The following is a 24,129-nucleotide window of genomic DNA, read 5'->3' on the forward strand; positions in this document are numbered from 1 at the left end:
ATATTTATTCAATAATTCCATAAATTGATAGAATTCATAACTATTGACGTCTTCAATATAATATCTTACTATTGAAGGAGGATCCAGTCATTAACTATTGGAAACCAAATTATCGGCATTATTCGGAGGGTTAGATGAGTTATCAAGAACAGGCACCAACAGCATTACAGGGAGTCGGAGTCGGTAGACGCTTTGTGGCAATTTTTCTCGATGGTATTATCTTGGGTATTATTGGAGGAATTCTGGGATTTTTGCTGAAAGACCAGCTAGCTATAGGCGAGACGATCACTGGAATCATTGCCTTAGTGTATTATATCGTCCTGGAAGCTACTCAGGGAGCCACCCTGGGTAAAATGGCGTTAGGCTTGCGCGTAGTCAATCAGAGTGGAGCACCCATTAGCTGGACAGAGTCGATCATTCGCAATCTTCTGCGCATCATCGATATATTGCCATTTGCCTATATTATTGGAGTCATCCTCATCTGGACCTCAGCTAGCAATCAGCGCCTCGGCGACAAAGTTGCCCATACCTTTGTAGTCAGAAAGTAACTTTTCGCTCACTATATTCAAACATTCAAATTAATTTGGATGCATCAAGCAAGGCTCTCTTGCAAATTATTTTGCAAAGGAGCCTTTCTTTTGCAGCATCCGTGTCAAGCGAAGCGAAGACCGTGTAGCGTCGAACGCTTGCGTGCGATGTCCCAGGAGCTCGTATGACCTTGCCCCACTTTTATAGACAGTAGGAACACATGTATACTGACTATGAAAGAGGAAAGAAATGGAAACGGGTAAAAACGTCTTTACACCAGAATTTAAACAGGAAACGCTTGATTTGATCGCTCGCAGTGGAAAGCCGCTTGCTCAAGTCGCACGAGATCTTGGTCTCGAAGACGAATACCGTTCAAGGATGGAAGCATCAGATGATGAAACACGGCAAGGATGCCTTTCCCGGAAGCGGTCATCAGACGCCTCAAGATGAAGAAGTTCATCGGTTACGCCGGGAAAATATCATTTTACAACAGGAGCGTGACATCTTAAAAAAAGCCATTGCCATCTTTTCCAAGGCAGAGCGATGATCTATCGATTTATCGGGGATCATCAAGGAGAGTACCCTGTCTCACGGCTCTGTAGGACCCTTGGGGTCTCGATCAGTGGGTTTTATGCGTGGAAAAAGAACCCGGAGAGCCAACATGCACGAGAAGATGGCAAGCTTAAGAACATCATTGAAGAAACCTTTCAGGCGAATCGATCGTGCTACGGGAGCCCCCGCATTCATGTGGAACTCCAAGCACAAGGCTATCACTGTTCGCGCAAGCGGGTGGCTCGCTTGATGCAAGAACGTGGCCTTTGTGCCCGTATCAAGCGGCATCGTATCCAGACAACGCACCAGGATCCCACCCATCAGAAGGAGGAAAATGTCCTGAACCAGAACTTTCAAGCAGCAGCTCCCAACCAAAAGTGGGTCGCGGATGTGACGATACTGGAGACGAAAGAGGGCCCATTGTTTCTTGCAGGAGTTCTTGATCTCTGTTCTCGATCACTGGTGGGCTGGGCAGTGGCTCCGATCCAAGATGAGACACTGGTACACAATGCATTGCACATGGCTGTGCAACGCCGCCATCCGGAGCAGGGTCTCTTGCATCATTCTGATCGCGGATGCCAATACACGAGCTTAAGATACCAGCAGTATCTCATATCTCAAGGAATGAGCGTGAGCATGAGCCGAACCGGGAATTGTTACGATAACGCGACAATGGAGTCCTTCTGGAGCACGCTGAAGTGGGAATGTGTCCCGCGCTCACCCTTTCAAACCAGGGTTCTCGCGCGATCTCTCATCTTTGAATATATCGAATGCTTTTACAATCGTCAACGCCGTCATTCTTCTTTAGGGTACGTGAGCCCTTCACAATATGAGGCGTTGATCATGTAACCACCTGTTCCTACTGTCCGTGAAAGTGGGTCAAGCTCAGTACGAGACAGCAGCATCCCGGCACACCACGCTGGGGACCTGGATCATACGTCGAGTGGGACATCGCACGCAAGCGTTCGACGCTACGGTGTCCTCGCTTCGCTTGACACGGATGCTGCAAAAAATGAAGCGCACCCCCTTCTCCACTGCCCGTAATATCCATACATGCCGATGCTTGACTTGATTTTCGAGCTGCTCTACAATAACAAGGCTAATTTAAAGGATCAAACAAGAAAAATCGAGAAAAGCTCAGGAGAGGATCAATTAGATATGCCACCACAAGCAAAAGATAGACCAATATCAATATTTATATCCTATGCTGATGCAGAAGAAGATTTTGTAATTATGCTAGAAAAACATTTCAGCATGATGAAAAGGAATAAAGAAATAAAAATTCAACATATGGGGACTAGCTTAGCTGGTGAGTCTGCCCTGGAAAAACAGTGGGAATATATCAATACAGCAGATATAATTTTGTTACTTATAAGTCCAGATTTTATATCCTCCGAAGAGCTATATGAAAATGAACTCATGCCATCTATGAGTAGATATCAACGAGGTCTTAGCATTGTCATCCCTATTATTGTGCGCGAAACTGCCGGTTGGAGAGAGAATAGTCTCTTTGGTAAGATGCAAGCTCTACCTAAAGGGAAAGGATCTGTGTCAGCCTCGAGAAATCGCAACCAGGCAATTACCTCAATTGTAGAAGAAATCCAGAGAGTGATTACAAGATTGAAAACTCCTAGAGAATAAGAGCGAACTCCCTATCGGTGTAACTGGGAAGGATTGGGTGTGAGACCCATTGAAGCTGGCTAATTCGGAGGGAGTTTTCACATAGCAATGCAGCGATCTTCCGAATTACCTGTATCACATGTGGATGGTAGACAGGCGCGCGAAAGCTGGTCCGATACGCATCAATCGAAGCATCCAAGGATGCAGACAACATACAAACGTGATCGTGTCGCGAAGGAGATATAATCTCTATCCGAACACAATGCGCCAACAGATTCCTCGACTGACCTGAAGCCTTTATTAACGCAGACCGACAACCTCACGGCCATCATCCAGCAATTCCCAGACAAAAAGACAAGGACACTTGACAAAAATGCTTATCATTAACTATAATATGACAAGTAGACTTGACAAAAAGACATGCTTGCTTTACATATTGGGGATGCAGTTAGCCTCTAGAAAGAACACATCTTGTTATGACCCAGTCAGATTCAAATAATGGATCAGTTTCAAAAACCTATAAACGCGAATTTTTGACTGCCATGCTGGCCTATGCAGTGCTTCTTATTATCGCAGTCTTTCTGATTAAACATAGCGCACCCTCAGCGTGGTGGCGCATTCCATTGTCATTGGCTCCAATGATCCCTATCTTCTTTGCGCTATTGGCGTTTCTACGCTTTTTTCGCCGCATTGATGAATTGCAGAGGCGTATCCAATTGGAGGCATTCGCCTTAAGCTTTGGTGTCACCTGTGTGGTGACGTTCACCTACGGTCTGCTCGAATATGCCGGTTTTCCAGCCATTAGCTGGATCTGGATTCCTCCCCTCATGATTGCATTATGGGGCATCGGTACAACCATTGCATCACGATGGTATCAGTGAGCAAATGGAGTATACGATGAAAAACTGCTTGAAAGTTTTGCGGGCCGAGCACAACTGGTCACAGGCCGAACTCTCCGAATACCTGGGAGTTTCGCGCCAGACGGTCAATGCGCTTGAAACCGGGAAGTATGATCCCAGTTTGCCGCTGGCATTTAAGATTGCTCGCCTTTTCCAGTTGCCTATCGAAGAAATCTTTCAGGATGATCCTGTATTAGAAAGGAAGCCAAAATATGATTGAAACGCAGTCTCTTACCAGACGTTTCGGGACATTTACAGCCGTCTCGGATGTTTCACTGAGTGTCCCCGATGGTTCTCTCCTTGCGCTGCTCGGCCCAAATGGCGCGGGCAAAACAACGACGGTACGTATGCTCTCAGGGCTACTGGCTCCAACCGAGGGTACCGCTATAGTGAGTGGCTATGATGTGCGACGCGATCCAACGGCAGTACGTACCGCAATCGGGCTGGTAACAGATGTCCCGGGTTTATTCGAGCAGATGACACTGCCAGATTACCTGGATTTCTTTGGCAAGCTGTATGGCATGCCATACAAAGATCGCTTACGCCGTGCTCAGGAATTGATCGCATTTTTTGAATTGGGTGCTCATCAGAAAGAGAAAATGGCCAGCTTCTCTAAAGGGATGAAGCAAAAGGTCGCCCTGGCGCGTGCGCTGATCCATGAACCGGCTGTTCTATATCTGGATGAACCGACGTCGGGTCTGGATCCTTTATCCGCCCGGAATGTGCGTGAGATGATCCTCACCCTCAAACATGAGCGCCGTAGTATCATTCTCTGCACGCACGACCTGGATGAGGCTGAGCGTCTGGCTGATACAGTCGCTCTCATTCGGCAGGGACATATCATTGCTTGCAATACTCCAGACGCTTTGCGTGCACAGGCCACTGGCAATATATTGGTACGCATCGAATTAGCCGATATTCCCCCATCCGCTTTGGATACATTACAGCACATCGAAGGACTTATTGAGCCAAAACTGGGCGCTCTGCCCTCATCGCTCCATGATGATGCTCACTTACAACTCCTGGAATATCGCACAAAGCAGCCACATAGCCTGAACCCGCATGTACTCACGCTGCTAGTTCAGGCTGGCGCCCAGATTGTCTCTGTCACCAACGAGCATTCAACGCTGGAAGACGTTTATACTTCTGCCATGAACGACGGCGATGAGCGACCTGCGTTCAGTCAAAGAAGTGCTTAATAGCTTAAGGTTTCCGCCACTTTTTTACAGATGAGGTATGATAATGAATACACCTATGACGACGCGTCCTGTGACCGCTCTTCCTGCAACTGCGTATCGACCGAACTCAACACTGTCGACTATCTGGCTTATCGCGCAACGCCAGAGTAGAGAGGCGCTACGCGGCCGCACAACCACCACGACATTGATCTTCTCGCTGGCTCTGCTCACAGGAATGATCTGGTTTACCCTGGGTCCTTTGGTTGATGACCCACATCAGGGGAGCTTCTCCGGAACCATAATTGCCTTCTTCCTGTCATATATTGGGGTACTGAATTCACAAAGCTCGATCGGCGTGGCGGCAGGCGTTTTTGCAGGTGACAAAGAGCGTGGCAGTTTGCTACCGCTGCTGGTCACGCCAGCCTCGAACATTGCACTCTTTACTGGAAAATTGTTAGGGGCTGTCCTGCCAGCACTTCTCTATACTGTTATTGGCGTGATGGTCTACTTTATAGAGCTGGTGCTCTTTTTTCAACCACACGTCTTGAGCCTGGTGCCAATACTCCTCTCCGTACTGATTCTCTTAATGACCCTTGCTCTTGCGCTCTTTGGAGCAGTGGTGGCAAGCGTGATCTCGTCACGCGTCAGCACATTTCAAGCGGCTCAGACCTACAGCTCTCTGGTGACGACGGCGCTGTGGATCGGCTTCTTTGCACTGATCTTTACCGCCGTGGGTTGGGGCCTCTGGATCTTTAGCCTGGCAGTGGCAGGCATCTATCTACTTGATGGATTGCTACTCATCTTCTCAGCCGCCATCTGGAAGCGTGAAGAGGTCATGGCAAAAATCTAACAAGCGGATTGATAAAGCACAGGCAGTCTCGTACGTCAACGAGACTGCCTGTGCTGCTATTCCATAGATTTCCTCTATACAGGAACCATCTAGCGTAACGGACTTGTGCTAGTTTTTTTCTGCTTCTTTGCTTCTTGATCAGACACTTCGCTGGCTTGTACATCATCACGAGAGATGTCCGGCGGGCGAGTTGTATCAAGAACAGACGCATCCTGCACTGCGACGGTTGGTGAGTCTGTCAGGATTGCCAATTGAAAGCGTTCAGGGGGCACGAAGTAGACAACGACGGCGCTGGCGAGTGGTGGAACGATCATTAAGAAGTAGCGCACGACTAGTTGGTAGCCATTCACATGTAAAAATGCAGCGCTGATATATGTGACAAACGCCGTGGCCGAAAAGACCAGACAGAAAGTCAGAAGCGCTCTTGTAAGGCGTCCATTAGAAAACGCCAGCGCCAGGGGAACCAGGGCAATCAGCCAGACGACGTACCAGGAATAAAACCAGGGGGTGACGAGCAGGATAACGGTCATGGTTGCCAGGCTTCCCAGAATCAGGGTACGTACCGAGGGCGCACGCCAGGCATACCAGGCACCGATAAGCATCGCGATCCCGATTGCTACCACATCGATGATGCTCCAGAATTTGCGGCTCGCCAGCGTATCAACGATCCTGCCAGACGCAGCTCTGGAATAGATCAGATTGATGGCGACACGCATCAAGGAATTCTGAGCTCCACTTGAGGAGGGAGGAGCTCCAAAACTATCCGCGATGGAACCTATACTATGACCAATCCAATAAGGCAGATAGCCGGCCAGGACCAGCGCCCCGGAGATCACACCAGCGACCAGCACATTCTTCAGTGCAGCCATCCAGGGCATGGCACGCACAGGTGTGCGAGGAGATCCCAGCGTTTTGGTTGCCAGGACCAGTAAAAAGAAGATGATCAGTGGAATAGAGGTAAATTTGACCATCACAGCAAGCGTCAAGACCACCAGCGCAGGCCAATAGTTCTTCAGCTTCGTAAACCCGCGTTGATCGGCGCTAAAGCACAACAAAAGTCCCCACAGCATCAGAGTACTCATAAAAACGTCGTTGTGCGCTCCCAAAGGACCTTCGAAGAGCATCAGAGGATTCCAGGCGTAGAGTAACATGCCAAAGGTGACAGTACGCTCAGATCGATTCAATTTACGCAAGATGCGTCCAATCAGCACAACATTGAGGATATGGCAGGTCAACGCAATTAATCGATAGATATAAAAATATGGTAGTGGATGATCGCCAAAAATAAGGGAAAGGAGACCTGACAGATACATCCAAACGGGTCCATAAGCCGAGGGAACGGTATTCCACCCATCGATACGCGTCAGTAAATCGCCGTGCGAGATCTCCGCAGGCGTCGTAAAATAAGGATTGGCTCCATGAGCACCCACCAGATTTCCATAGTCGGCATAGACAAAGAGATCCTTTGAAGCCATACCAGGAGTCAGTACAAAGATCAAACCCGCCGCAATCATCCCGATCCACATCCAGCGACGCACCAAACGCAACTGCTCCGGCAAAGCGCGTCGAGCGATCAAGAAGGCCATCACAGTATAAGCAACAAAGGACAGAGCAATCAGCACCAGCACCTCAAAATCAGCAGTCAAATAGAGCCCAAGAGGAGTCTGGAAATGACTGGAGAGATAAAATGGTAACCATCTTCCCCAGGCCGTCAGAAACGGCATGGCTAAGGGAGAAAATCCAGCAGGGGTGGCAATATCCATGGTATAGCCAATAGCACGCAAATGACCAATGCGAGCAATGGGAGTTAGAGTCAACAGAATACACATGACAAAAGCCATCGTGCAAATTATTATTAACCATGGACGCACACCAGAGCGTTCCCTAGCTTTATTTTCTATTGATTGCCTTGTTTCAATTATTTTATTCATGCAAATTTTTTTCTACACTCAATACGTTCGCACCTTATGAGGCCCACAACGTCTTCTGAACATACACTACACTTGTCTACTACGAGAGAAAGAAGTCAAGGTAACTGCTTAGCACAAAAAAGGTACTGACTCTCTGCAAGTTTTTAACGCGCTGCATGTTCATACGTCATAACAGAAGTACACAAGATAGAAACCTACAAGGAGCGATAAATTCTTTTCCTGGCAATAAACTGCAAGAAATGCAAAAGACAGCTGTTCATAAGCACCATATAGAAGGGATATACTCTATGCCATCGCTCAATCCGACCCATTGGGATCATGAACAATTTGCCACTTTACTTGACAACACCACCAGCGACCCACAGAAAACGGCTCAGGCGACGCAAGAAGCGATCGCGAACCATCATCCCCTTTCCACCTACGCAGGCCGACAAGTCTTGCAACTTGGAGGGAGCGCAGCGGACGCTCTGGTAACAATGATCGCAGTAGACAGCGTTGTCCAGCCAGGAACCAGCACACTCGCAGGCTCACTTGGACTCATCATCCATGAATCGATAAGTGGAGAAACCCACACCTTAAACGCCGGTTTCAATCGTGTCCTCAACGACAGCAACGATTATGATCATGCCGCGCATCGCAGCACTGGACGAGCCGTCCTCGTGCCAGGAGTCGTTGCGGGTTTAGAAACGCTCTGGCATCGCTTTGGAGTGCTCCCCTGGACCGATCTCTGGCGTCCAGCGATCTACTTTGCCCGTGAGGGCTTTCTCCTCAGTGATGCCTATATAGAGGCGTTACAACGGCGTCAAGACATACTCCTGCGACACCCAGAAGGGCGAGCCATCTTTGCTCCAGACGGGAAGCTACCCGAAAAAGGGAGCCTCTTCCGTCAGCCCCAGCTGGCCGAAACGCTCAAAAAAATCTCCTTGCGAGGAACAACCTACTTCTACAAAGGAGAATGGTCCCGCCATCTCATCAATGCCATACACCGGTATGGAGGAACGATGCGCCTGGAAGACATGCAGCTCTATCAGGCACACTGGGAGCCACCTTTACGTGGTAGCTACCTCAACTATCAAATCCACACACTCCAGCCACCACACTATGGAGGAGCGATGCTGCTCTACGCACTCGCCATCGCCGAAGAGCTTGAATTGCACATCAGGCCACAACGCACCGAAGCGGCCGAAACACTATTTGAAGAATTACAGATCTTCAAAACAGTCACAAACGCGACCGACTTACACATCGACCCTCAAAGCGCATCAGCTCCCATGCAAACGGCATTCAAGCAGACCTTTACGCCAGAGCAAGCCAAAACGATAGCCGCATCCATACGCAACAAAGAGAGCGTACACTCAGGACCAGCCATCGAGATCAACGCGCATCATATTGTCATCGTCGACCGTATAGGAAATATCATCAGCGCCGCGCACACCAATGCGTCGGACGCGTGGGGAGACACCGGTATCTTTGTTGAAGGAATCGCGCTGAACAGCAGCGCAGATCAACTTCAGAGGCGACTTCCCAGATCAGGAGAACGGGTAAGCGAGCCGCTCATCGCCTACATCGTCTTACAAGCCGGTAAGCCATTGCTGGCAGCCGGGGCTATGGGTGCAGGCTCCATCGGATGTAACATCCAAAACACGCTAAACATACTGGCCCACCAGATGAGTATCGAAGCATCGATCGGGTTGCCACGCTGGGGCAACTACGCTACTGAAAACAACGCCAGCACATCCAATCAGGCCATTCAGATAGAAAACTTCGCTCCTGATATCATACAGCAAGTGAAGCAGATGGGGCAACCACTCCAGCCAGCCACCGACATAGATACTGGTTATTGGGCGGCCATTAACATAGGCCCCGGGACCGGAATCCTGACAATTGTCAACGAGTAACGTCAGACACTTTTTCATGGATCTCTTTACACATCTTACATGTTATTTCACACGAAATGTTACTTATACTGCATTGAAACCTCACAGGGGCGTAAAACCCCTGTGCTACTATTTAATTTTCACGTTGCAAGAAATTTTACTGAAAATCTCGGAAAATACCTATGAGCAAAAACCTCGATCTTCTGGTATACTATGGGTATCCAACGCTTAAATTTATGGTCATCATCAATTTTTCCGTGAAGTATCTCTTTATTTCGCCTTTGTTGGTAGACAATCCAGTAATTCGGATAGATTTCTTAGAAAAATTGCTACTGCATGAGGTAAGCACGTGACAACACGCATTCTCGTCATTGAAGATGAGCCAGATATCCTGGAATTATACCGTTTACTCCTGGAAACCGAGGGCTACGAGGTATATACCCATGATACCGCATATACTGATCTCATCGAGGTAGAACGCATCCGACCGCACTTGATTATCCTTGATCTTATGATGGGAGTCAAACAAGAAGGCTGGCAATTTTTCAACCTTGTCAGACAGGGTCAAGCGACAACAATGATCCCCTTAATTTTGTGCACCGCCGCGGAACACGAATTAAAGGGAAAGATTGATCGATCGACGATGCCACTCGTTGATATCGTCTTCAAGCCCTTCGATGTCGATGAGCTACTGCAAGTGGTCCAGAGGATGCTTTCCCTCTCTCCCATCCAGACGCCTTAAGTCCTGGATGCGACGACCCTTTCCGACCTTAAGTAAGCAAGCTACTAAGGTCTTTTCTCCATAAGTTTTAACGCAGACAGAGATCAACCCCACTTTCATCGCCGAAGCAATGACCATCGCTACGCAAAATCACAACATTTTTGATCGTGGCAAACTGCTTAAGTGTCGCTCCAATTTCGGCACGAATCCCGGCATCCATTCCAATACCAGCAGAAGAGATCTGACGGCATAATCTGATAGTAGCCGTGCCCGGCTTCGGTTGTGTGCCTTTTTTATCAACAGCGAGAACAAAACTTTGCTGTCCTGCACAATTTGATCTGCCAAACAGGGCATGTTGCACCATCGATCTATAACCGGCTCGCACTTCTAATGGCGTTGGACCAATGATGAGTTGCTGAATGGCATAACTGGCCAGAGCTCCAACAGATCCAACGTGATTCAGGAGTGGATCGACACGCTTTACAGGAAAAGTTGTCCCCAGAGGAGCTCCACTGGTCATGGGCCTGGAAAAGTAGACATTCATCGTATAATGGGGGCCGACAGGTGGGGTCAGGGCTTGCCTCAGATCCAGGCGCGTGCCTGTTTCTGTACCGACATGGTCGTTACTCAGCGTATGTGCTGATGACGATGACGTTTGTAGCCAGCAGGTCCCCAGGATGATTACTCCAAGCGCCAGTACGATGATGGCAACTATTTTAAAACGCATCATGCGGATAAAGCTTCCTCGGCGAAGCAATTGCCTGTTTCGATAATCTATCATGACATTCCTCTCTCCACATAACAATCCCAATAGCATTCTAACGACAATAGTCTGGCTCAGGAATTTTCATCCCTGAAAACATCTGCTCGCTGGCGACTCCTTGCAGTATCTGTTTTGATCTTACCACGAGATGCAGAATACACCAAATAGAGAGAATAAGATACACTTGGTCAGTAAAGGTCAGGGAAAGGGTAAGAAGCGAATACCCTCCCAAAAATAGTATTGGTACTTTTATCCAGATGGAAGAGTTTGCAACATAATATGTTCCATTTAAATCGTCTTAATAGACGGGGACATGAATGTAGTTTGGATTTCATCCAGGCAGATGCATGCAAAGTAGTAAGAAAGATAGTGAAAGTAAAGATCTATGAGTGGTAGCCGCATCACGTTCAAAGAAGCCAGGCTTCAGCATCACATCACCTTGCACAGGTTAGTCGAAGATACCCAGATTGACCCCCGTGCCGTCTTATTGATGGATATCCATAACCTTGGTACACCCGAGCATATCGATCAACTGCTCGCTTCGCTCACACGGCTGTCAGGGACAGAATACTCACGACGTGCCAAAAATATACGCGATGTCACCTTTAAGCTCCATCCAGACTACAGTAGCATCTCTGAGAACGATGTCAAGTTTCAGATCGAGAACGACCAACAAGTACAAGAAAATGCGTAAAACAATCAAAATCGTAAGCTAGCAGGTTCTTCTGCTAGCTTACATAATCTACTGACGTCACAATAGAGAAACTTTTATCACTCTACGGATCATTAACCGTAAAGAGATGAAAAAACTTTACTTGGTTTTAGGCGGAGTCGGTACCGGCCAGAGGCGCTCAAAGTATAATGAGATGCGACGATGATATCTTCCAATCATGAAGACAATCAGCAAGGCAGGCACAACATAGATAGCAAAGGCCAGTATCCAGATCAGGAAGGTTAGCAAACTCCGTCCAAAATCGAGCGAGGCGCCAAAAGCACCGCTCACCACCTGATTGAATGACCAACCGGGATCTGGTGTGGCCTGTGGTGCAGGCATAGTCGGGGCGAATGGTTGCAGATCGATCGTCACTGTGTAATAGCTCACCTGATTCGTCAGGGAGTTCAGATGAGATTCACTGGATTCGATGTTTCCTTCAACCTCGGTCAGCTTTGTTTCGATTGACAGGACATCATTGATGTTCGTAGCCTGGCTAAGAAAGGTTAAAAGGCGTGCCTGCTCACCCTTATAATTCTTAATGCGCGATTGTGTATCAATATAATCATCTGTCACGTTCTGCACCGTCTCGTTAAAACCCACCATATGACTATTGGTGCCTTTCTGAAGATTATAATCGCGCAGATAGGCATATACTTTTGGATAGAGAGCAGCCTGAACCTCATAGGTGAGATCTACTTCGTAAGAATTGGCATTAGCATTGGGATTAGTACTCTGAGTAATATTGGCTCCAGCTGAGGTTGAACGGGGGTCGGTCACGCTAATCCAGGCCGCCATCGTACTGGCAACCTTACGCGGGTCCTGGACTTGCATCGTCACCTTGAGCGTTTTAATCAGATAAGAAGGTCCAGTACTCTGCGTTGAAGCATCATTACTTTTCGATGTATAGCTCGGTTGAGCTGGTCCATTGATGCTGCCAGGATTCGCAGCAGATTTTTGCGGTTCTGAGATAGAATGCGATGAGGTAGCAGTAGAAGAACTCGAAGTAGCCGAGCCACAGGCGGCAAGAAAAACTACAAGTACGATACTAAGAAAAACCCATAAAAATAATACTTTACCTTGAGATGATCTTTTAGATGCCATGAGACCCACTCCTTTATATATCACGATGTTATAGTGAAAGTAGGACAATGAGTGAATATGCATACACTATCTTTGAATAAAATTGCCCCATGAATAACAGAGTATTCCGATATTCATATACAAGACGCTGTATGCTGGCAAATAGTTCCCGCTCAGTTTTTCATTCTCAGAATCACATTGAACATCACAAAAACAAAGAAAGTTTCAGCTCAACGCAAAGACATCAACATCTACTCTTCGTGAACATAGCCAAGGCGACGAGCACGCTCACCGGCCTCAAGAGCCTCATCGCTGCGCTCCAACTTATTGAGAGCATACGATTTTTGCTTATACAACCAGCCATCGTTGGCGTATCCCAGTTGACGAGCCCGATCAAAGGCATCGATCGCCTCACGATAATACTGGAGCTGATTAAACATCCACCCTTGCTGCTCATATAACCAACCTTCATCGATCGCATCCAAAAGCAAAGCGTAACGAATAAAAGTCAGCGTCTTCTTATGTAGAGCAGAACCCACAAAGATCGTCTCCACCCCAACTTGATACTCAGAAGTCAATTCAGGCCCAATAGCAGCCGTTTCAGACAAAGGCACTTGATCTGAATAATCCATCTTTCTTTCCCTTACGTTGTATAGTTTTGCTCATTATAGCATCGACGTACAGGCAGAACACACCTTCCAGACCCATCCAGATACAAATTGCCCCTTGTGTCTACACCGTTGCGCTATTCATACTTTCTTCACTATTACTTGACGCTCTTCAAGCGCGAAAGAGAATACAAATAGAGCCTGATCAAAAATTCCATCTGAGCAGCAAGATGACATGAAAAGGGACGAGATAGCTATCCCATAGCCCATCTCGTCCCTTGTATCTGAAATTATAATCTCTAGCTGCGGTTAAGCCATCTTGACTTTACGCGCACGTAAAGGAGCCCCAATTTCGTGCAGATGTCCCAGGATCTCTCTAACCGACTGGCTAATGTTTGTTTCGTGATAAGGAATCTCATGCTCAACACAGAAGCTTTTTACCAGGATTTGAGCTTCTTTCAGCTTGTTACGTGGCATACTGGGGAAGAGGTGATGCTCAATCTGATAGTTCAATCCACCATAAATGAAGTCTGTCACCGGATGAGCATGGATGTTCCGTGAAGTCATAACCTGACGATGTAAGAAACTTAATTTGCTGTTTTTGTCCAGGACAGGCATGCCTTTGTGGTTCGGAGCAAAGATTGATCCCAGGTAGAAGCCTGTGAAGGCTTGATTGATCACAATGAATAGAAGCCCTTGCCAGATATTCATATGAGTGAAGATGAGTCCAAGGTAAAATGTATAATGCACTACCAATGTTGCCCATTCCAGGAAGTTATGTTTTGGTCTGTTACGCAGTAAAAACTTGACGCTGTTAATACACAGACCGAACGATACGGTAGTCAAGGCAGGGATCAAGATGATTGCCTGGTGCTTCACAAGAAAGCGTCTAAAGGGGCTCAAACTATCGAGATCTTCTTTGCCGGTAAATTCGAGGAATGGTATCTCGATATCCGGGTCCATGTCAATTTCGTTGGGATGACTGTGGTGACGGTTGTGTTTATCCATCCACCAGGCATAGCTCATACCAACCAGGACATTCCCACCCACTAAGCCGACAAGATCATGCTGCCATGCATGATTAAACATTTGTCGATGGCCCGCTTCATGACCTAATAGGCCAAGCTGCGTAAATACAAATCCCATAAAGACTGCGTTTAGCAGTTGTAATCCAAAGGAGGGAACGAAGAGGAGAAAAAGCAAGCTTATGGTCATCAAACCAGCCAGAATAGCAACTCTATAGGTATAATAAGCTGGTTGTTTCTCTAATAAGCCACGCTTCTTCATCAACTGCTTCAGTGCGATATATTCTCGACTCGATGTGTCAGTAGTAGCTAGCGCAAGAGATGGGAGCGTCGAACCACCGTCTGGCGAATCAAGCAATGCATTCTTATTCATTAAAATGGTTTCCTTGTTGACAAAACAATAGACTAGAAGTTGAAATCTCTCATCAGCACCCATGGCTGAAAATGATCACATTTTGTGTACGAGATTCGATATAAGACAAATCAGCTACTTTGTAGTACTATGGGTGAAAAATGATTAGTTACGAATTCAACGTACACGCCTATTTTATTCGTGAAAACAGGAAAACTCTTCATTCTTTACAATCTAAAACAGCTAGATTGGCGTATAAAAAACTTTCTTGTAATTACACGTCCCCTTAAATAGGCATCACTAGTAAGAGATAAAAAGTATCGAATTTGTTTCACGACAATTTTAAATGTCCCTAAAGAGGCACTTTCGGGTATTTTTCTCAGCGAGGGGGTGGCAAGAGGGCAAAAAGATTGCCAATCAAGCAGGGAAAAACTCCTCCTCGATTGGCATTTATAATATAGAAGCTTAGAAAGTGTGCATTGATTTATTGGACATACCAGACTTTGACCTGGCCAGTGCTCCCAGTAGTACTATCGAGCGCAGCATTGCCAGAAGCCAGATATTTACTATTTGGCGACCAACTCAATGAGCTAATAGGTGCAGGCAGATCAGTATAGTTAAAAAGTTCATTGCCCGTGGTAGGATTCCAGATATGGATCGTCGTATCCGCAGAAGCCAGATATTTACCATCCGGCGACCAGGCCACCAGAGCATTCGTACTCGAATAATTTGTCAGCGTACTCAGAGGTTTACCAGGAATAGCCACATCCCAAAGCTTTACAGCCGTGTTTGATGCCGAAACCAGATATTTGCCATCTGGCGACCAATCTATAGAAAAGACACTATCCGTGGTGGCATAGTTAACTACATGCTTGCCTGTAGTCGCATCCCACACATTCAATGTACCGTTCGTCCCCGACGAAGCAATACGTTTGCCATCCGACGACCAGGCCAGCGATAAGGTCTGGCCCTGATTACCCTTATACGTATAAAGATGTTGCCCATTGGCAATTTTCCATACATCGATCAAATTGACCGTCGTCTGCGTCTTCTTAGCAGTTGAGCTAACTTTATAAGTATAGGCGACCGCCATTGTCTGCTTATCTGGCGACCAACGCAGAGCATTGACGACAAGTATCCCCTTAGGATAGGACTTCTCAGCCTGCGTTTTATAGACTAATCTTTTATGAGCAGTCTGGGCATCCCACAAAGCAATCTCCGAGCCTCCGGTTACCAACGTCTTACCATCTGGCGACCAGCTGAGCGCATTGATCATCATGCCCCTGGCACTGGCTACCTTCAAGGTAAGCACATGGTCTCCAGTCATAGCATCCCAGACACGTACATCAGAACTACCAGAGGCCACACGCTGACTATCCGGCGACCAGGATAATGACGACACTCCGGTCGTCGCCTGAGCACTATATGTGAAAATCGTATCCCCCATATTGCCAGGCATTTGATTATTCAAGAAAGGGACCTGAGTAAACAATACTCCAGTGAAAACAACAAGTAACAGAAGCACCAGCATGAATGCCATGCGCAGAGTCAGATCACCTCCATGCTGGATACGAGCGGGCTGATCGTCATACCAAACCAACCTTTGCGTATTTGCTCGCGAAGAAAAAGTCGATGGTCCGCTGTTTCTCATGTTTCTCTCATTCACATATATTATATAATAAATTACAGTGCCTCTCATTATAAATGAGAATATCGCTCTAATACAAGACCCATAAAATAAGCTACGTAGCTATCGACTTCTCTGTACCATCGTTGAGACTCACACCGTTTTGTATCCATCAGATTTTTGCCACCTCAGATGAACAATAAGTCAGGAGTGAACTGTAAATTTTGCGCATAAGGCTGTGTATAAAAAGAGAGACGAATAACCTCAACCTAAAGTTAAAGGTTATTCGTCTCTCTTTTGACAGGTAAAAGACAAGGATAGCGTATAGCAGCATACAAGGGAGGATCAATTTTTGCTCTCCCTATCTTTCACCGGCAAGCAACTTAGAGGATCAGATTGCGCTTAGTAGCATCTTTTAGGATGATGGGGAGGGCATGGAGGACATGGATGACATGGCTGATGAAATCCATATCCATGATTCTCATGGTGAAAAACAGGATGGTTATTATAACCATGACCGCCGTTAAAAGTACTACTTGCGCAGCCGCCACTGACACTTTCCAACGCCTGATCATCTAATTCTATGCCCACAACCTGGGATGCTGTGTTGGTGCTCTGGCTTGCAAGGAAGATGTTAGAAATTTTCATGATTTTCCCTTTCAACATAACTGTTCTCTTGTACTTATCAAGATTAAAATCAGTAACCCCGCTACTTATAAGAGGCATCAGATTGTTTTGATGTATCTCTTATGGATACAGTATACTTTTTCTGCAGTGGACAAACAATGTTACATATCACAGGTTTTAAGTGACACACATCACAAATTACACAATATATGATAAATAATGCGCCAGGAAGATTGCTCCAAACTGCTCTGTCTTTCTGGAGGTCTTTTCTTAAAAGGGAAAATACTATCTAATCTGCGGATAAGGATGACCAAATAGCAAAAAAAGGACTGCTCCTTGTTTGTTTGCTGTTGACAAGAAAGGTTAAGCATATTAGGCTTGTATACGCATCATCTAAGCCAACACAAGCCAGTAGAGGTAAACTATTTATGCCACAAACACAGATTATTAATGAACAGTTTCTCACCCAGCTCAGAGATAAGACCGAGGGAAAATGGCGCTCACATCAGCCCCTTACATTTGAGGAATTTCTGGCGCAGGATAAAATAAGTTATATTTGGCGGCCCAATACGAAATGGTCCGGACTTAGCGATCCTGAGATAGACGCGCTTGAGCAACGCTGGTCACTGCGTTTTCCGCCTGATTATCGTCTCTTTTTAAAATTTCTGCATTGCCTGGATCAGCCTATCACTATCGCTACGTACGATGGCGACACCCGTGAGATCATCCCTGCAGATTCATCTTTGTTCCATAACTGGCAGACCGACACGCATCTGATTACAAATGCCTATCAACAAATTATCGATGATCTGAGTTACGAGGTTATTCATAATAATGCGTGGAAATCTGGTTGGGGCAGAAAGCCCGTCACGAAATATGGCCAGCGACAACAGATTGAGGTGCTTATCACACAGGCTCCAAAGTTGATACCTATCTATGATCATCGTTTCCTCCTCAGCGAGCCCTATCAGGAAGGAAATCCAGTTGTATCGATTCGACAATCGGACATAGTCGTCTACGCACCTGATTTCTACTCATTTCTCTGTAAAGATTTCTCAGACCTCATGGATCTGGATAAACAGGAACTGAAACGTGTCAATACAGAGGCTAGGCAGATAACGAAGGAGCGTTATAGCTCTTATAAAGCCATTCCATTTTGGGGGGAGCTTATCTAAAAGCTATCCCCAAAATCCTCCTCAGGAGCACGTTTACTAAATAGTTGAGAGTGCCGACACAATCAAGAGCCTCAGACCTACGAGTTTGGATGTATATTCTGTTTTCGTATTACATTTGGTCGTAAGAGCGCGACATTTTGACGTTCAAATAACTTATAATATATAGAGAGATATATATAAAATATTATTATTAGCCCAATAGATCTTTTAGGCTCATGGATCCCAGGAGGCACATCTTATCATGGTCCATCATAAGACCCCCAAACAACGTCTACAAAGAACGTTGCCGATACTGAGTGTAGCCTTACTTGTCATGATGCTCTTGAGCGCTTGTGGCAATCCACAAACTCAAAACCAGGCATCAGTCAATAAGACAGCGCTAGATAAAGCCATTGCCAATGCCCGCAGCATAGGCGTACCAACCGATCTGCTCAACCCAATTATTGCCCAGGAAAACAAAGTTCAAAATACACAAGCACCAATTTCAATTTTTTCAAGCCAGCCATCAACAGACTATTATACAAATCTTTCTAAAAACTATCAGACATTAACGGTCCAGGTCCAGGGACTCGTCTATCAAGAGACCCAACAAATGGGGGCGCAAGCCTCAACAGATGTCAAAGCCTTCTCAACCATCCTGTCACAGCGTCAGCTACAAGGCTATGTAGAAACGCAAAATTTCTCTCCTACACTCACCACAGTGCAGACGAAAATGAACGCAGCCAAAAATCCCGGGGATTTTTTGCAGGTCAGTCAGCAAGCAACGCAGGCCACTGAGTCCCTTGAGATGCTCGGCACCGCTAACGACGATCTCACTCACCTAAAAAATCTGATCAAAACGATGCAGACCTCAAAGCTGGATACCTCTTCTCTTGACCAGCAGGTCACGACAGATGTTCAGCAATTTAGAGTCGCCACCAAACCCAGCGATTTTGATAAAATCATCGATCAACTCAATGCGCAAACGCAGACCGCCAATGCGATGACGACGCAAGCGATCCCTTATCTGGGAGAGGAGCAACTCAGCCAGTTTCAGACCTCCATCGATGCACTCAAGAGTTATGGTGGTACCGCTACTTCCTATCAAGCCAAGCATGATGCCGACAAGCAGCTGCTCGATGATGGGAAATACAACCAGTTCTCCACCCAGATCACAAAAGATATGGACGATATTCAGCTTCCCTTGTTATCAACTGAGGCCAATCATAACGTCACGCAACTGATGACCGATGCAAAAAATTGGGGCCACGCACACCAATATAATGACAGTTGGAACGGTCAGAGCTACGATACCGCGTACGATTACTGGAACGGCACCGTATACGATCTACAAACAGAGCTATCGGCTGCCTCCACAACCGATGACTATCAAGCTATTATCGACTCGACCAAACAGCAAAAGGTGCTCTTTGAAGCTGAGACGAAGGATGCAGTCGATTCAACGCCTGCGGATCAAGCTCATCAAGCCGATCTGCAATTGATGCAGGAGCTCGGTGTCACATCGGGCAAAGTCATTGTCACATCGACATATAACGGAGCACTGCGCGTCTATGATAATGGAAGGCTTATACACTCGACATTGGTCGTCAGTGGTATGCCAGAGAAACCATCTCCTCCTGGATTTACCTCGATTACCAATCGACAGGCGCCCGCCACGTTTAAAGCATTCGATCAAAATAAAGACTCGCCTTTCTATTATCCGGCGACGAAGATCAACTACGCGATGATGTATCATGTTGGCGAATACTATTATCACGATAGTTGGTGGAGATCTGATGACGACTACGGCCCTGGCAAGCAATATCCACACTATGCTCCAGCCGCCAGCAACGAAGGTACTCATGGCTGTATTAACATGTCCCTGACAGAAGCAGCCTGGCTCTGGAACTTCACACAAACGAATGACACCGTTTATTCGATCGTGTATTAATCAGTAGCGTCGCACGCTCGCGTGCGATGTCCCACTCGACGTATGATCAGGCACGCCAGCGTGGCTCGCTGAAATCCTGCTGTTTCGTACGTTGAGTGGGACATCGCACGCGAGCGTGCGACGCTACTGGATTGATGGGGGCGGGATAATGGGCAGCAGAACAGAAGAGGGATGATCTTTATCATGATAGATACGCTGTTCTGCCACGATAGTCTCAGTCGTTATACCCAGAGGCGCTCCGGTGTTCTGGTTACGATCATACTTAGGGAAAGCGCTTGATGTTACCTGCAAGCAGATACGATGTCCAGCCTTGAAGACCTGCGAAATGTTCCAGCAATCAATGGTGTAGTGATAGATCTGACCAGGTTCGATCAAAGCAGGCCGCTCCATACCCAGACGAAAACGTGCTCGTACCATCCCATCGCAGAGACGCTGGCGAAGGCCATCGGGCCAGACATCGATCAGCATCGCCATAAAATCGGTATCGGCCACCGAAGAAGCAGCATAGAGATCCACTTTAATTGGACCAGTCACCTCGACATCGGTCGCCAGCGGCTCGCTGACATAGACGAGAATATCATTGCGCTGTTGCAAAGATGAGTAATCATCGGGGCCACCGATCTGCGAAGAGGTGGCATCGGTGATAAAGGGAACTGCGCTGAGCGGATCATAATTATATGTATCGATTGGCTCCTCAGCGGGTGCCAGCGTGGACAGGGTACCATCACCGGATCTGCTCCTGGCGTGTCCCTGACTGTGAAGGTAATATGGGATCCATTGGGTACGCGCCAGAGGCCATTCCTGTTCATCACGCCACTCGTTGCGCCCCATCACAAACAGGCGCACAGGCCCACCTACATCAACCACCTCCCCTTTCAGATAGCGATCGTACCAACGTGCCTCTTCAGCCAGCAGATCGATGATGGCATGTGGGCCAAATTCGACCGCTCCCAGCCGATCATCGGCATTGGTTGCATGGCCCCATGGACCCATCAATAAACGCTGATGAGCACGCGCATGTGCCGTGGCTCCTCGGGTTGTCATACCGATATAGTTGAGTGGCGTACCGATCTGCTCATCATCGTACCAGCCTGAAATATGGAGAACCGGCACATCAACTTGCTCAAATTTGGCTTGATAACAGAGTGGCTTCCAATAATCATCCAATTGAGTATGCTGCATCTCGCGCCGCCAGACGGGGATACGGCGTCCCACGCTCTCATCCATCGTCGCCAGAGGCAGATGCTGATAGACCTGCTCCCACTCAACCAGATCCATGGATTGCAGGGTACGCCCACTGACCAGATGCAGCCAGCACAGATGCATGGGACTTGGCGTCCCGGTAGGCGTCTCGACAAAAGGGTCAGAGGGGGGAACCAGCACGATCATGGCCTTTAGATGCGGAGGACGCTCGACAGCGGCCAACCATTGAATACGACCTCCATATGATGAGCCAAGCGTCCCAACGTTCCCATCGGACCACGGCTGACTGGCACACCATTCCACAGCATCATAGCCATCCAAACCTTCATTAAAATACGGCACGAACTCGCCATCTGAATCGCCACGTCCGCGCACATCCATCGAGACAAAAACATAACCACGTCGAATAAAATACTTAATCTTATCCAGACTAACACTAGCCTTCATATACGGAGTACGCGATAAAATTACCGGATATCTCTCAACCGGCTCCAATTGGCCTATTGGCATGTAAATATCAGCTGAAAGTGTAATACCATCACGCATAGGCACACGCTGGTCAAATTGGATTTGTAGCTCACGAGGATATGATATTTTCGTCATGAAACACTCCCTACCAGATGTTTGTAGCTAAAGTCTACCACAAAGTATCATGTGAGAGGTGTGTAGGATATACGGGGCGGAACTTGCGTAAGAGAGGTATGATGCTTGCTTGCAGCTCGCTTCGCATCATACCGACGCTTAAAAATCTGATTGAGGATGCTACTTACGGCAGAACAATCTGTATCTTGACGGACGTAGGCTTGACATGTGTTGCATACTCGAACGCCTGAATACTATCCTGAAAAGCGAAGCTATCAGTCAGCAGAGGCTTGACATCTATCTTGCCGCTACCAAGCAGTGCCAGCGCACGCGGATACATATGGGCATAACGGAAGATCGTTTCTATACTGGCCTCTTTGGCTTGAGCGGCTACGATATCCACCTGCACAGGTACGCTCGGCATACCGACAAAGACCACGCGACCACCAGGGCAAAGCGGCTCAAAGACGCTGGCAATCGAACGTGCATTACCACTCGCCTCAAAGACAAGGTCCGCGCCCCAATTATCGGTCAGCTTATTCACAACATCGACGAGGCTCTCTTGCGCCACATTCACCGGCACGATAGAGCCGAGTGTCCGGGCAAGCTCAAGTTTCTCTGGAACCACATCCGTAATCACCACCTGGCTACAGCCACCCGCCAGAGCCGAGAGAGCCGTCACCATCCCAATGGGACCCGCTCCCAGCACTACAGCCAGATCGCCGGGCTTAATCTTCGCCTTGGTAGCTGCGTGCATTCCGACAGCAAGCGGCTCGACCATCGCGCCCTCAGCGAAACTCACGCTATCAGGTAACTTGAATGTGTAGGCGGCGGGATGCACAACGTAGGGTGTCAGACATCCATGGACGGGTGGAGTGGCCCAGAATCGGACGGCTGGATCAAGATTATAAATACCAAGGCGGCTCGCTCGACTATTAGGATCAGGTATCCCTGGCTCCATACAGACGCGATCGCCAGCTTTCAGATGAGTTACCTCACTTCCGCACTCCACGACCGTGCCAGAAGCCTCATGCCCCATCACCATAGGCTCTCGCACAATAAATTGGCCGATAGCCCCATGCTCGTAATAATGAACGTCGCTACCACAGATACCGACTGTAGAAATCGCGATGCGTACATCATGTGGTCCCAGATCCGTAGGAAGATCGATATCCCGCAACGACAATTCATGAGCTTTTTCTAAAACCAGAGCAACCATTACAAACGCCTTCTCTCTAACAACTCAGCAAACCCACTACAATTCCATGACTAATCAAGCAGACATCGTCTATTTATACACCCATAGCCTATTATAGCACGCATCTCTGCTCAAGCTTGGACTCAAAAAAACGCACAACCAGGAATCGCAACAAGTCGCAGAAACCAAGTGGCTAGCGCCAACGCAAGTCGCTCATCAGTTCTCAGAAGCATCCTCAGTAGGTAGAGGAACGGTGGGACGATCCATATCCGAGGCTGGCGCGTGGCGGATCTGCTCCCAGGGAATCCTCACGGGAGTATCAATATCATAGAGATGAAAGGCATCATTGTAGCGCATCATGCGCCAACGCCGACGAGCATCATCATTCTTCTGCCAGTGCGTAATCGAGGTATTGCGCGTCTTGAAGCCGGACGGAGGATACGATAAAGAGCTTACCTTCAAAAAATAGAGGAACGAGCTATCGATCACCCCACCGTGACAGACCAGCACGATCGTCTTCCCTTCATATGCACGGAGAATACGATCGAGAGCCGTCGCGACACGCAACACGAACTGCCCCCAATTTTCGCCACCGGGAGCCATCGGCTTCAAAGGAGTCTCCTTAAAATCCACCCAACCAAATATACGATTGCACTCCTCGACAGTCATCCCTGCGGCATCCCCTGGACGAATCTCCTGAATCTCATCATCCAGCAGTAGCGGCACATCAAAAGCCGGCGCAATAATCGACGCCGTCTCATGCGCACGCAGCAAGGTGCTGGCGATAAAAACATCCGCCTTAATCTCATGGGTTGCCATCAAACGATCACGCAGATGCTCCGCCTGCGTCACACCAAGCGGCGACAACGATGTATCACCAATAACATTCAGCAGTGCAGCCTGCGCCTCGCCATGGCGAATCAAATAAAGATCAGTAGTAGTCAAGAATTGCTCCTATCTCCTCTTGCACATCGATTAGAAACATCATTGATACTATACAATAAACTCATGCACGAAGACAGCAAGCCCAAGTGTCCAATAGTGTTCAAATAAAAGAATCATCTCCCCAAAGAGATCAAGCTCACCGA

General features: G+C 47.5%; 21 protein-coding genes and 1 pseudogene. 12 read left to right on the forward strand and 10 right to left on the reverse strand.

The window, feature by feature from the left end; all coding sequences use genetic code 11:
• Nucleotides 1-134: 134 nt before the first annotated feature.
• Nucleotides 135-548: an RDD family protein gene (locus AC27N8_RS08680; RefSeq protein ID WP_487066000.1), complete on the forward strand. Its 414-nt coding sequence runs from the start codon at nucleotides 135-137 to the stop codon at nucleotides 546-548.
• Nucleotides 549-777: 229 nt separating this feature from the next.
• Nucleotides 778-1,929: pseudogene (locus AC27N8_RS08685) on the forward strand (IS3 family transposase).
• 10 nt (nucleotides 1,930-1,939) lie between these two features.
• On the opposite strand, the gene AC27N8_RS08690 reads toward AC27N8_RS08685, so the two are convergent.
• The gene (locus tag AC27N8_RS08690) at nucleotides 1,940-2,131 is read right to left on the reverse strand and encodes a hypothetical protein (RefSeq protein WP_487066002.1); all 192 of its coding nucleotides are present in this window, start codon (nucleotides 2,129-2,131) and stop codon (nucleotides 1,940-1,942) included.
• A gap of 107 nt (nucleotides 2,132-2,238) precedes the next feature.
• Between AC27N8_RS08690 and AC27N8_RS08695 the strand changes: the two genes are divergently transcribed.
• The 5 genes from AC27N8_RS08695 (at nucleotide 2,239) to AC27N8_RS08715 (ending at nucleotide 5,627) form a co-directional block, all read left to right on the forward strand.
• Complete coding sequence (locus AC27N8_RS08695; RefSeq protein WP_487066004.1) at nucleotides 2,239-2,721, forward strand: TIR domain-containing protein; 483 nt, start codon at nucleotides 2,239-2,241, stop codon at nucleotides 2,719-2,721.
• 455 nt (nucleotides 2,722-3,176) lie between these two features.
• Nucleotides 3,177-3,581, forward strand: coding sequence for a hypothetical protein (locus AC27N8_RS08700; RefSeq protein WP_487066006.1), 405 nt, complete (start codon nucleotides 3,177-3,179; stop codon nucleotides 3,579-3,581).
• 16 nt (nucleotides 3,582-3,597) lie between these two features.
• Nucleotides 3,598-3,819: a helix-turn-helix transcriptional regulator gene (locus AC27N8_RS08705; RefSeq protein ID WP_487066008.1), complete on the forward strand. Its 222-nt coding sequence runs from the start codon at nucleotides 3,598-3,600 to the stop codon at nucleotides 3,817-3,819.
• Nucleotides 3,812-4,798 (forward strand): ABC transporter ATP-binding protein, encoded by a 987-nt coding sequence (locus AC27N8_RS08710; RefSeq protein ID WP_487066010.1) that lies wholly within the window; start codon nucleotides 3,812-3,814, stop codon nucleotides 4,796-4,798. The genes AC27N8_RS08705 and AC27N8_RS08710 overlap by 8 nt, the downstream gene beginning before the upstream one ends.
• A gap of 43 nt (nucleotides 4,799-4,841) precedes the next feature.
• On the forward strand, nucleotides 4,842-5,627 hold the full coding sequence (locus AC27N8_RS08715) for an ABC transporter permease family protein (protein ID WP_487066012.1): 786 nt from the start codon (nucleotides 4,842-4,844) through the stop codon (nucleotides 5,625-5,627).
• Between the two features lie 89 nt (nucleotides 5,628-5,716).
• Here AC27N8_RS08715 and AC27N8_RS08720 read toward each other — a convergent pair whose 3' ends face one another.
• The gene (locus AC27N8_RS08720) at nucleotides 5,717-7,468 is read right to left on the reverse strand and encodes an MptA/MptB family glycosyltransferase (protein ID WP_487066014.1); all 1,752 of its coding nucleotides are present in this window, start codon (nucleotides 7,466-7,468) and stop codon (nucleotides 5,717-5,719) included.
• A 377-nt stretch (nucleotides 7,469-7,845) separates the two neighbouring features.
• Between AC27N8_RS08720 and AC27N8_RS08725 the strand changes: the two genes are divergently transcribed.
• Together AC27N8_RS08725 and AC27N8_RS08730 are read left to right on the forward strand one after the other, a co-directional pair.
• The gene (locus AC27N8_RS08725) at nucleotides 7,846-9,456 is read left to right on the forward strand and encodes a gamma-glutamyltransferase (RefSeq protein ID WP_487066016.1); all 1,611 of its coding nucleotides are present in this window, start codon (nucleotides 7,846-7,848) and stop codon (nucleotides 9,454-9,456) included.
• A gap of 328 nt (nucleotides 9,457-9,784) precedes the next feature.
• Nucleotides 9,785-10,177 (forward strand): response regulator, encoded by a 393-nt coding sequence (locus AC27N8_RS08730; protein WP_487066018.1) that lies wholly within the window; start codon nucleotides 9,785-9,787, stop codon nucleotides 10,175-10,177.
• A gap of 67 nt (nucleotides 10,178-10,244) precedes the next feature.
• Here the strand turns inward: AC27N8_RS08730 and AC27N8_RS08735 are convergent, their stop codons facing one another.
• A complete protein-coding gene (locus AC27N8_RS08735; RefSeq protein WP_487066020.1) occupies nucleotides 10,245-10,886 on the reverse strand; it encodes a hypothetical protein in 642 nt (213 codons plus the stop codon).
• A 418-nt stretch (nucleotides 10,887-11,304) separates the two neighbouring features.
• Between AC27N8_RS08735 and AC27N8_RS08740 the strand changes: the two genes are divergently transcribed.
• Entirely contained in the window at nucleotides 11,305-11,613 is a 309-nt protein-coding gene (locus tag AC27N8_RS08740) for a hypothetical protein (RefSeq protein WP_487066022.1), read from the forward strand.
• Nucleotides 11,614-11,730: 117 nt separating this feature from the next.
• On the opposite strand, the gene AC27N8_RS08745 is transcribed toward AC27N8_RS08740, so the two are convergent.
• From AC27N8_RS08745 to AC27N8_RS08760, 4 genes are all read right to left on the reverse strand, one after another.
• On the reverse strand, nucleotides 11,731-12,735 hold the full coding sequence (locus AC27N8_RS08745; RefSeq protein ID WP_487066024.1) for a DUF4349 domain-containing protein: 1,005 nt from the start codon (nucleotides 12,733-12,735) through the stop codon (nucleotides 11,731-11,733).
• Between the two features lie 230 nt (nucleotides 12,736-12,965).
• Nucleotides 12,966-13,346, reverse strand: a complete 381-nt coding sequence (locus tag AC27N8_RS08750) for a hypothetical protein (RefSeq protein WP_487066026.1) — start codon at nucleotides 13,344-13,346, stop codon at nucleotides 12,966-12,968.
• A 285-nt stretch (nucleotides 13,347-13,631) separates the two neighbouring features.
• Nucleotides 13,632-14,720, reverse strand: a complete 1,089-nt coding sequence (locus AC27N8_RS08755; RefSeq protein ID WP_487066028.1) for a fatty acid desaturase family protein — start codon at nucleotides 14,718-14,720, stop codon at nucleotides 13,632-13,634.
• A gap of 463 nt (nucleotides 14,721-15,183) precedes the next feature.
• Entirely contained in the window at nucleotides 15,184-16,350 is a 1,167-nt protein-coding gene (locus AC27N8_RS08760; RefSeq protein ID WP_487066030.1) for a WD40 repeat domain-containing protein, read from the reverse strand.
• A gap of 1,031 nt (nucleotides 16,351-17,381) precedes the next feature.
• Here AC27N8_RS08760 and AC27N8_RS08765 point away from each other — a divergent pair.
• Nucleotides 17,382-18,128 (forward strand): hypothetical protein, encoded by a 747-nt coding sequence (locus tag AC27N8_RS08765; RefSeq protein WP_487066031.1) that lies wholly within the window; start codon nucleotides 17,382-17,384, stop codon nucleotides 18,126-18,128.
• A gap of 241 nt (nucleotides 18,129-18,369) precedes the next feature.
• On the forward strand, nucleotides 18,370-20,058 hold the full coding sequence (locus AC27N8_RS08770; protein WP_487066033.1) for a L,D-transpeptidase: 1,689 nt from the start codon (nucleotides 18,370-18,372) through the stop codon (nucleotides 20,056-20,058).
• 123 nt (nucleotides 20,059-20,181) lie between these two features.
• Here the strand turns inward: AC27N8_RS08770 and AC27N8_RS08775 are convergent, their stop codons facing one another.
• The 3 genes from AC27N8_RS08775 to AC27N8_RS08785 form a co-directional block, all read right to left on the reverse strand.
• On the reverse strand, nucleotides 20,182-21,864 hold the full coding sequence (locus AC27N8_RS08775; RefSeq protein WP_487066035.1) for a CocE/NonD family hydrolase: 1,683 nt from the start codon (nucleotides 21,862-21,864) through the stop codon (nucleotides 20,182-20,184).
• A gap of 163 nt (nucleotides 21,865-22,027) precedes the next feature.
• The gene (locus tag AC27N8_RS08780) at nucleotides 22,028-23,062 is read right to left on the reverse strand and encodes an NAD(P)-dependent alcohol dehydrogenase (protein ID WP_487066037.1); all 1,035 of its coding nucleotides are present in this window, start codon (nucleotides 23,060-23,062) and stop codon (nucleotides 22,028-22,030) included.
• Between the two features lie 195 nt (nucleotides 23,063-23,257).
• Nucleotides 23,258-23,986 (reverse strand): histidine phosphatase family protein, encoded by a 729-nt coding sequence (locus AC27N8_RS08785; protein ID WP_487066039.1) that lies wholly within the window; start codon nucleotides 23,984-23,986, stop codon nucleotides 23,258-23,260.
• Nucleotides 23,987-24,129 lie beyond the last annotated feature (143 nt).

Source organism: Dictyobacter sp. Z7_2, from assembly GCF_057551105.1.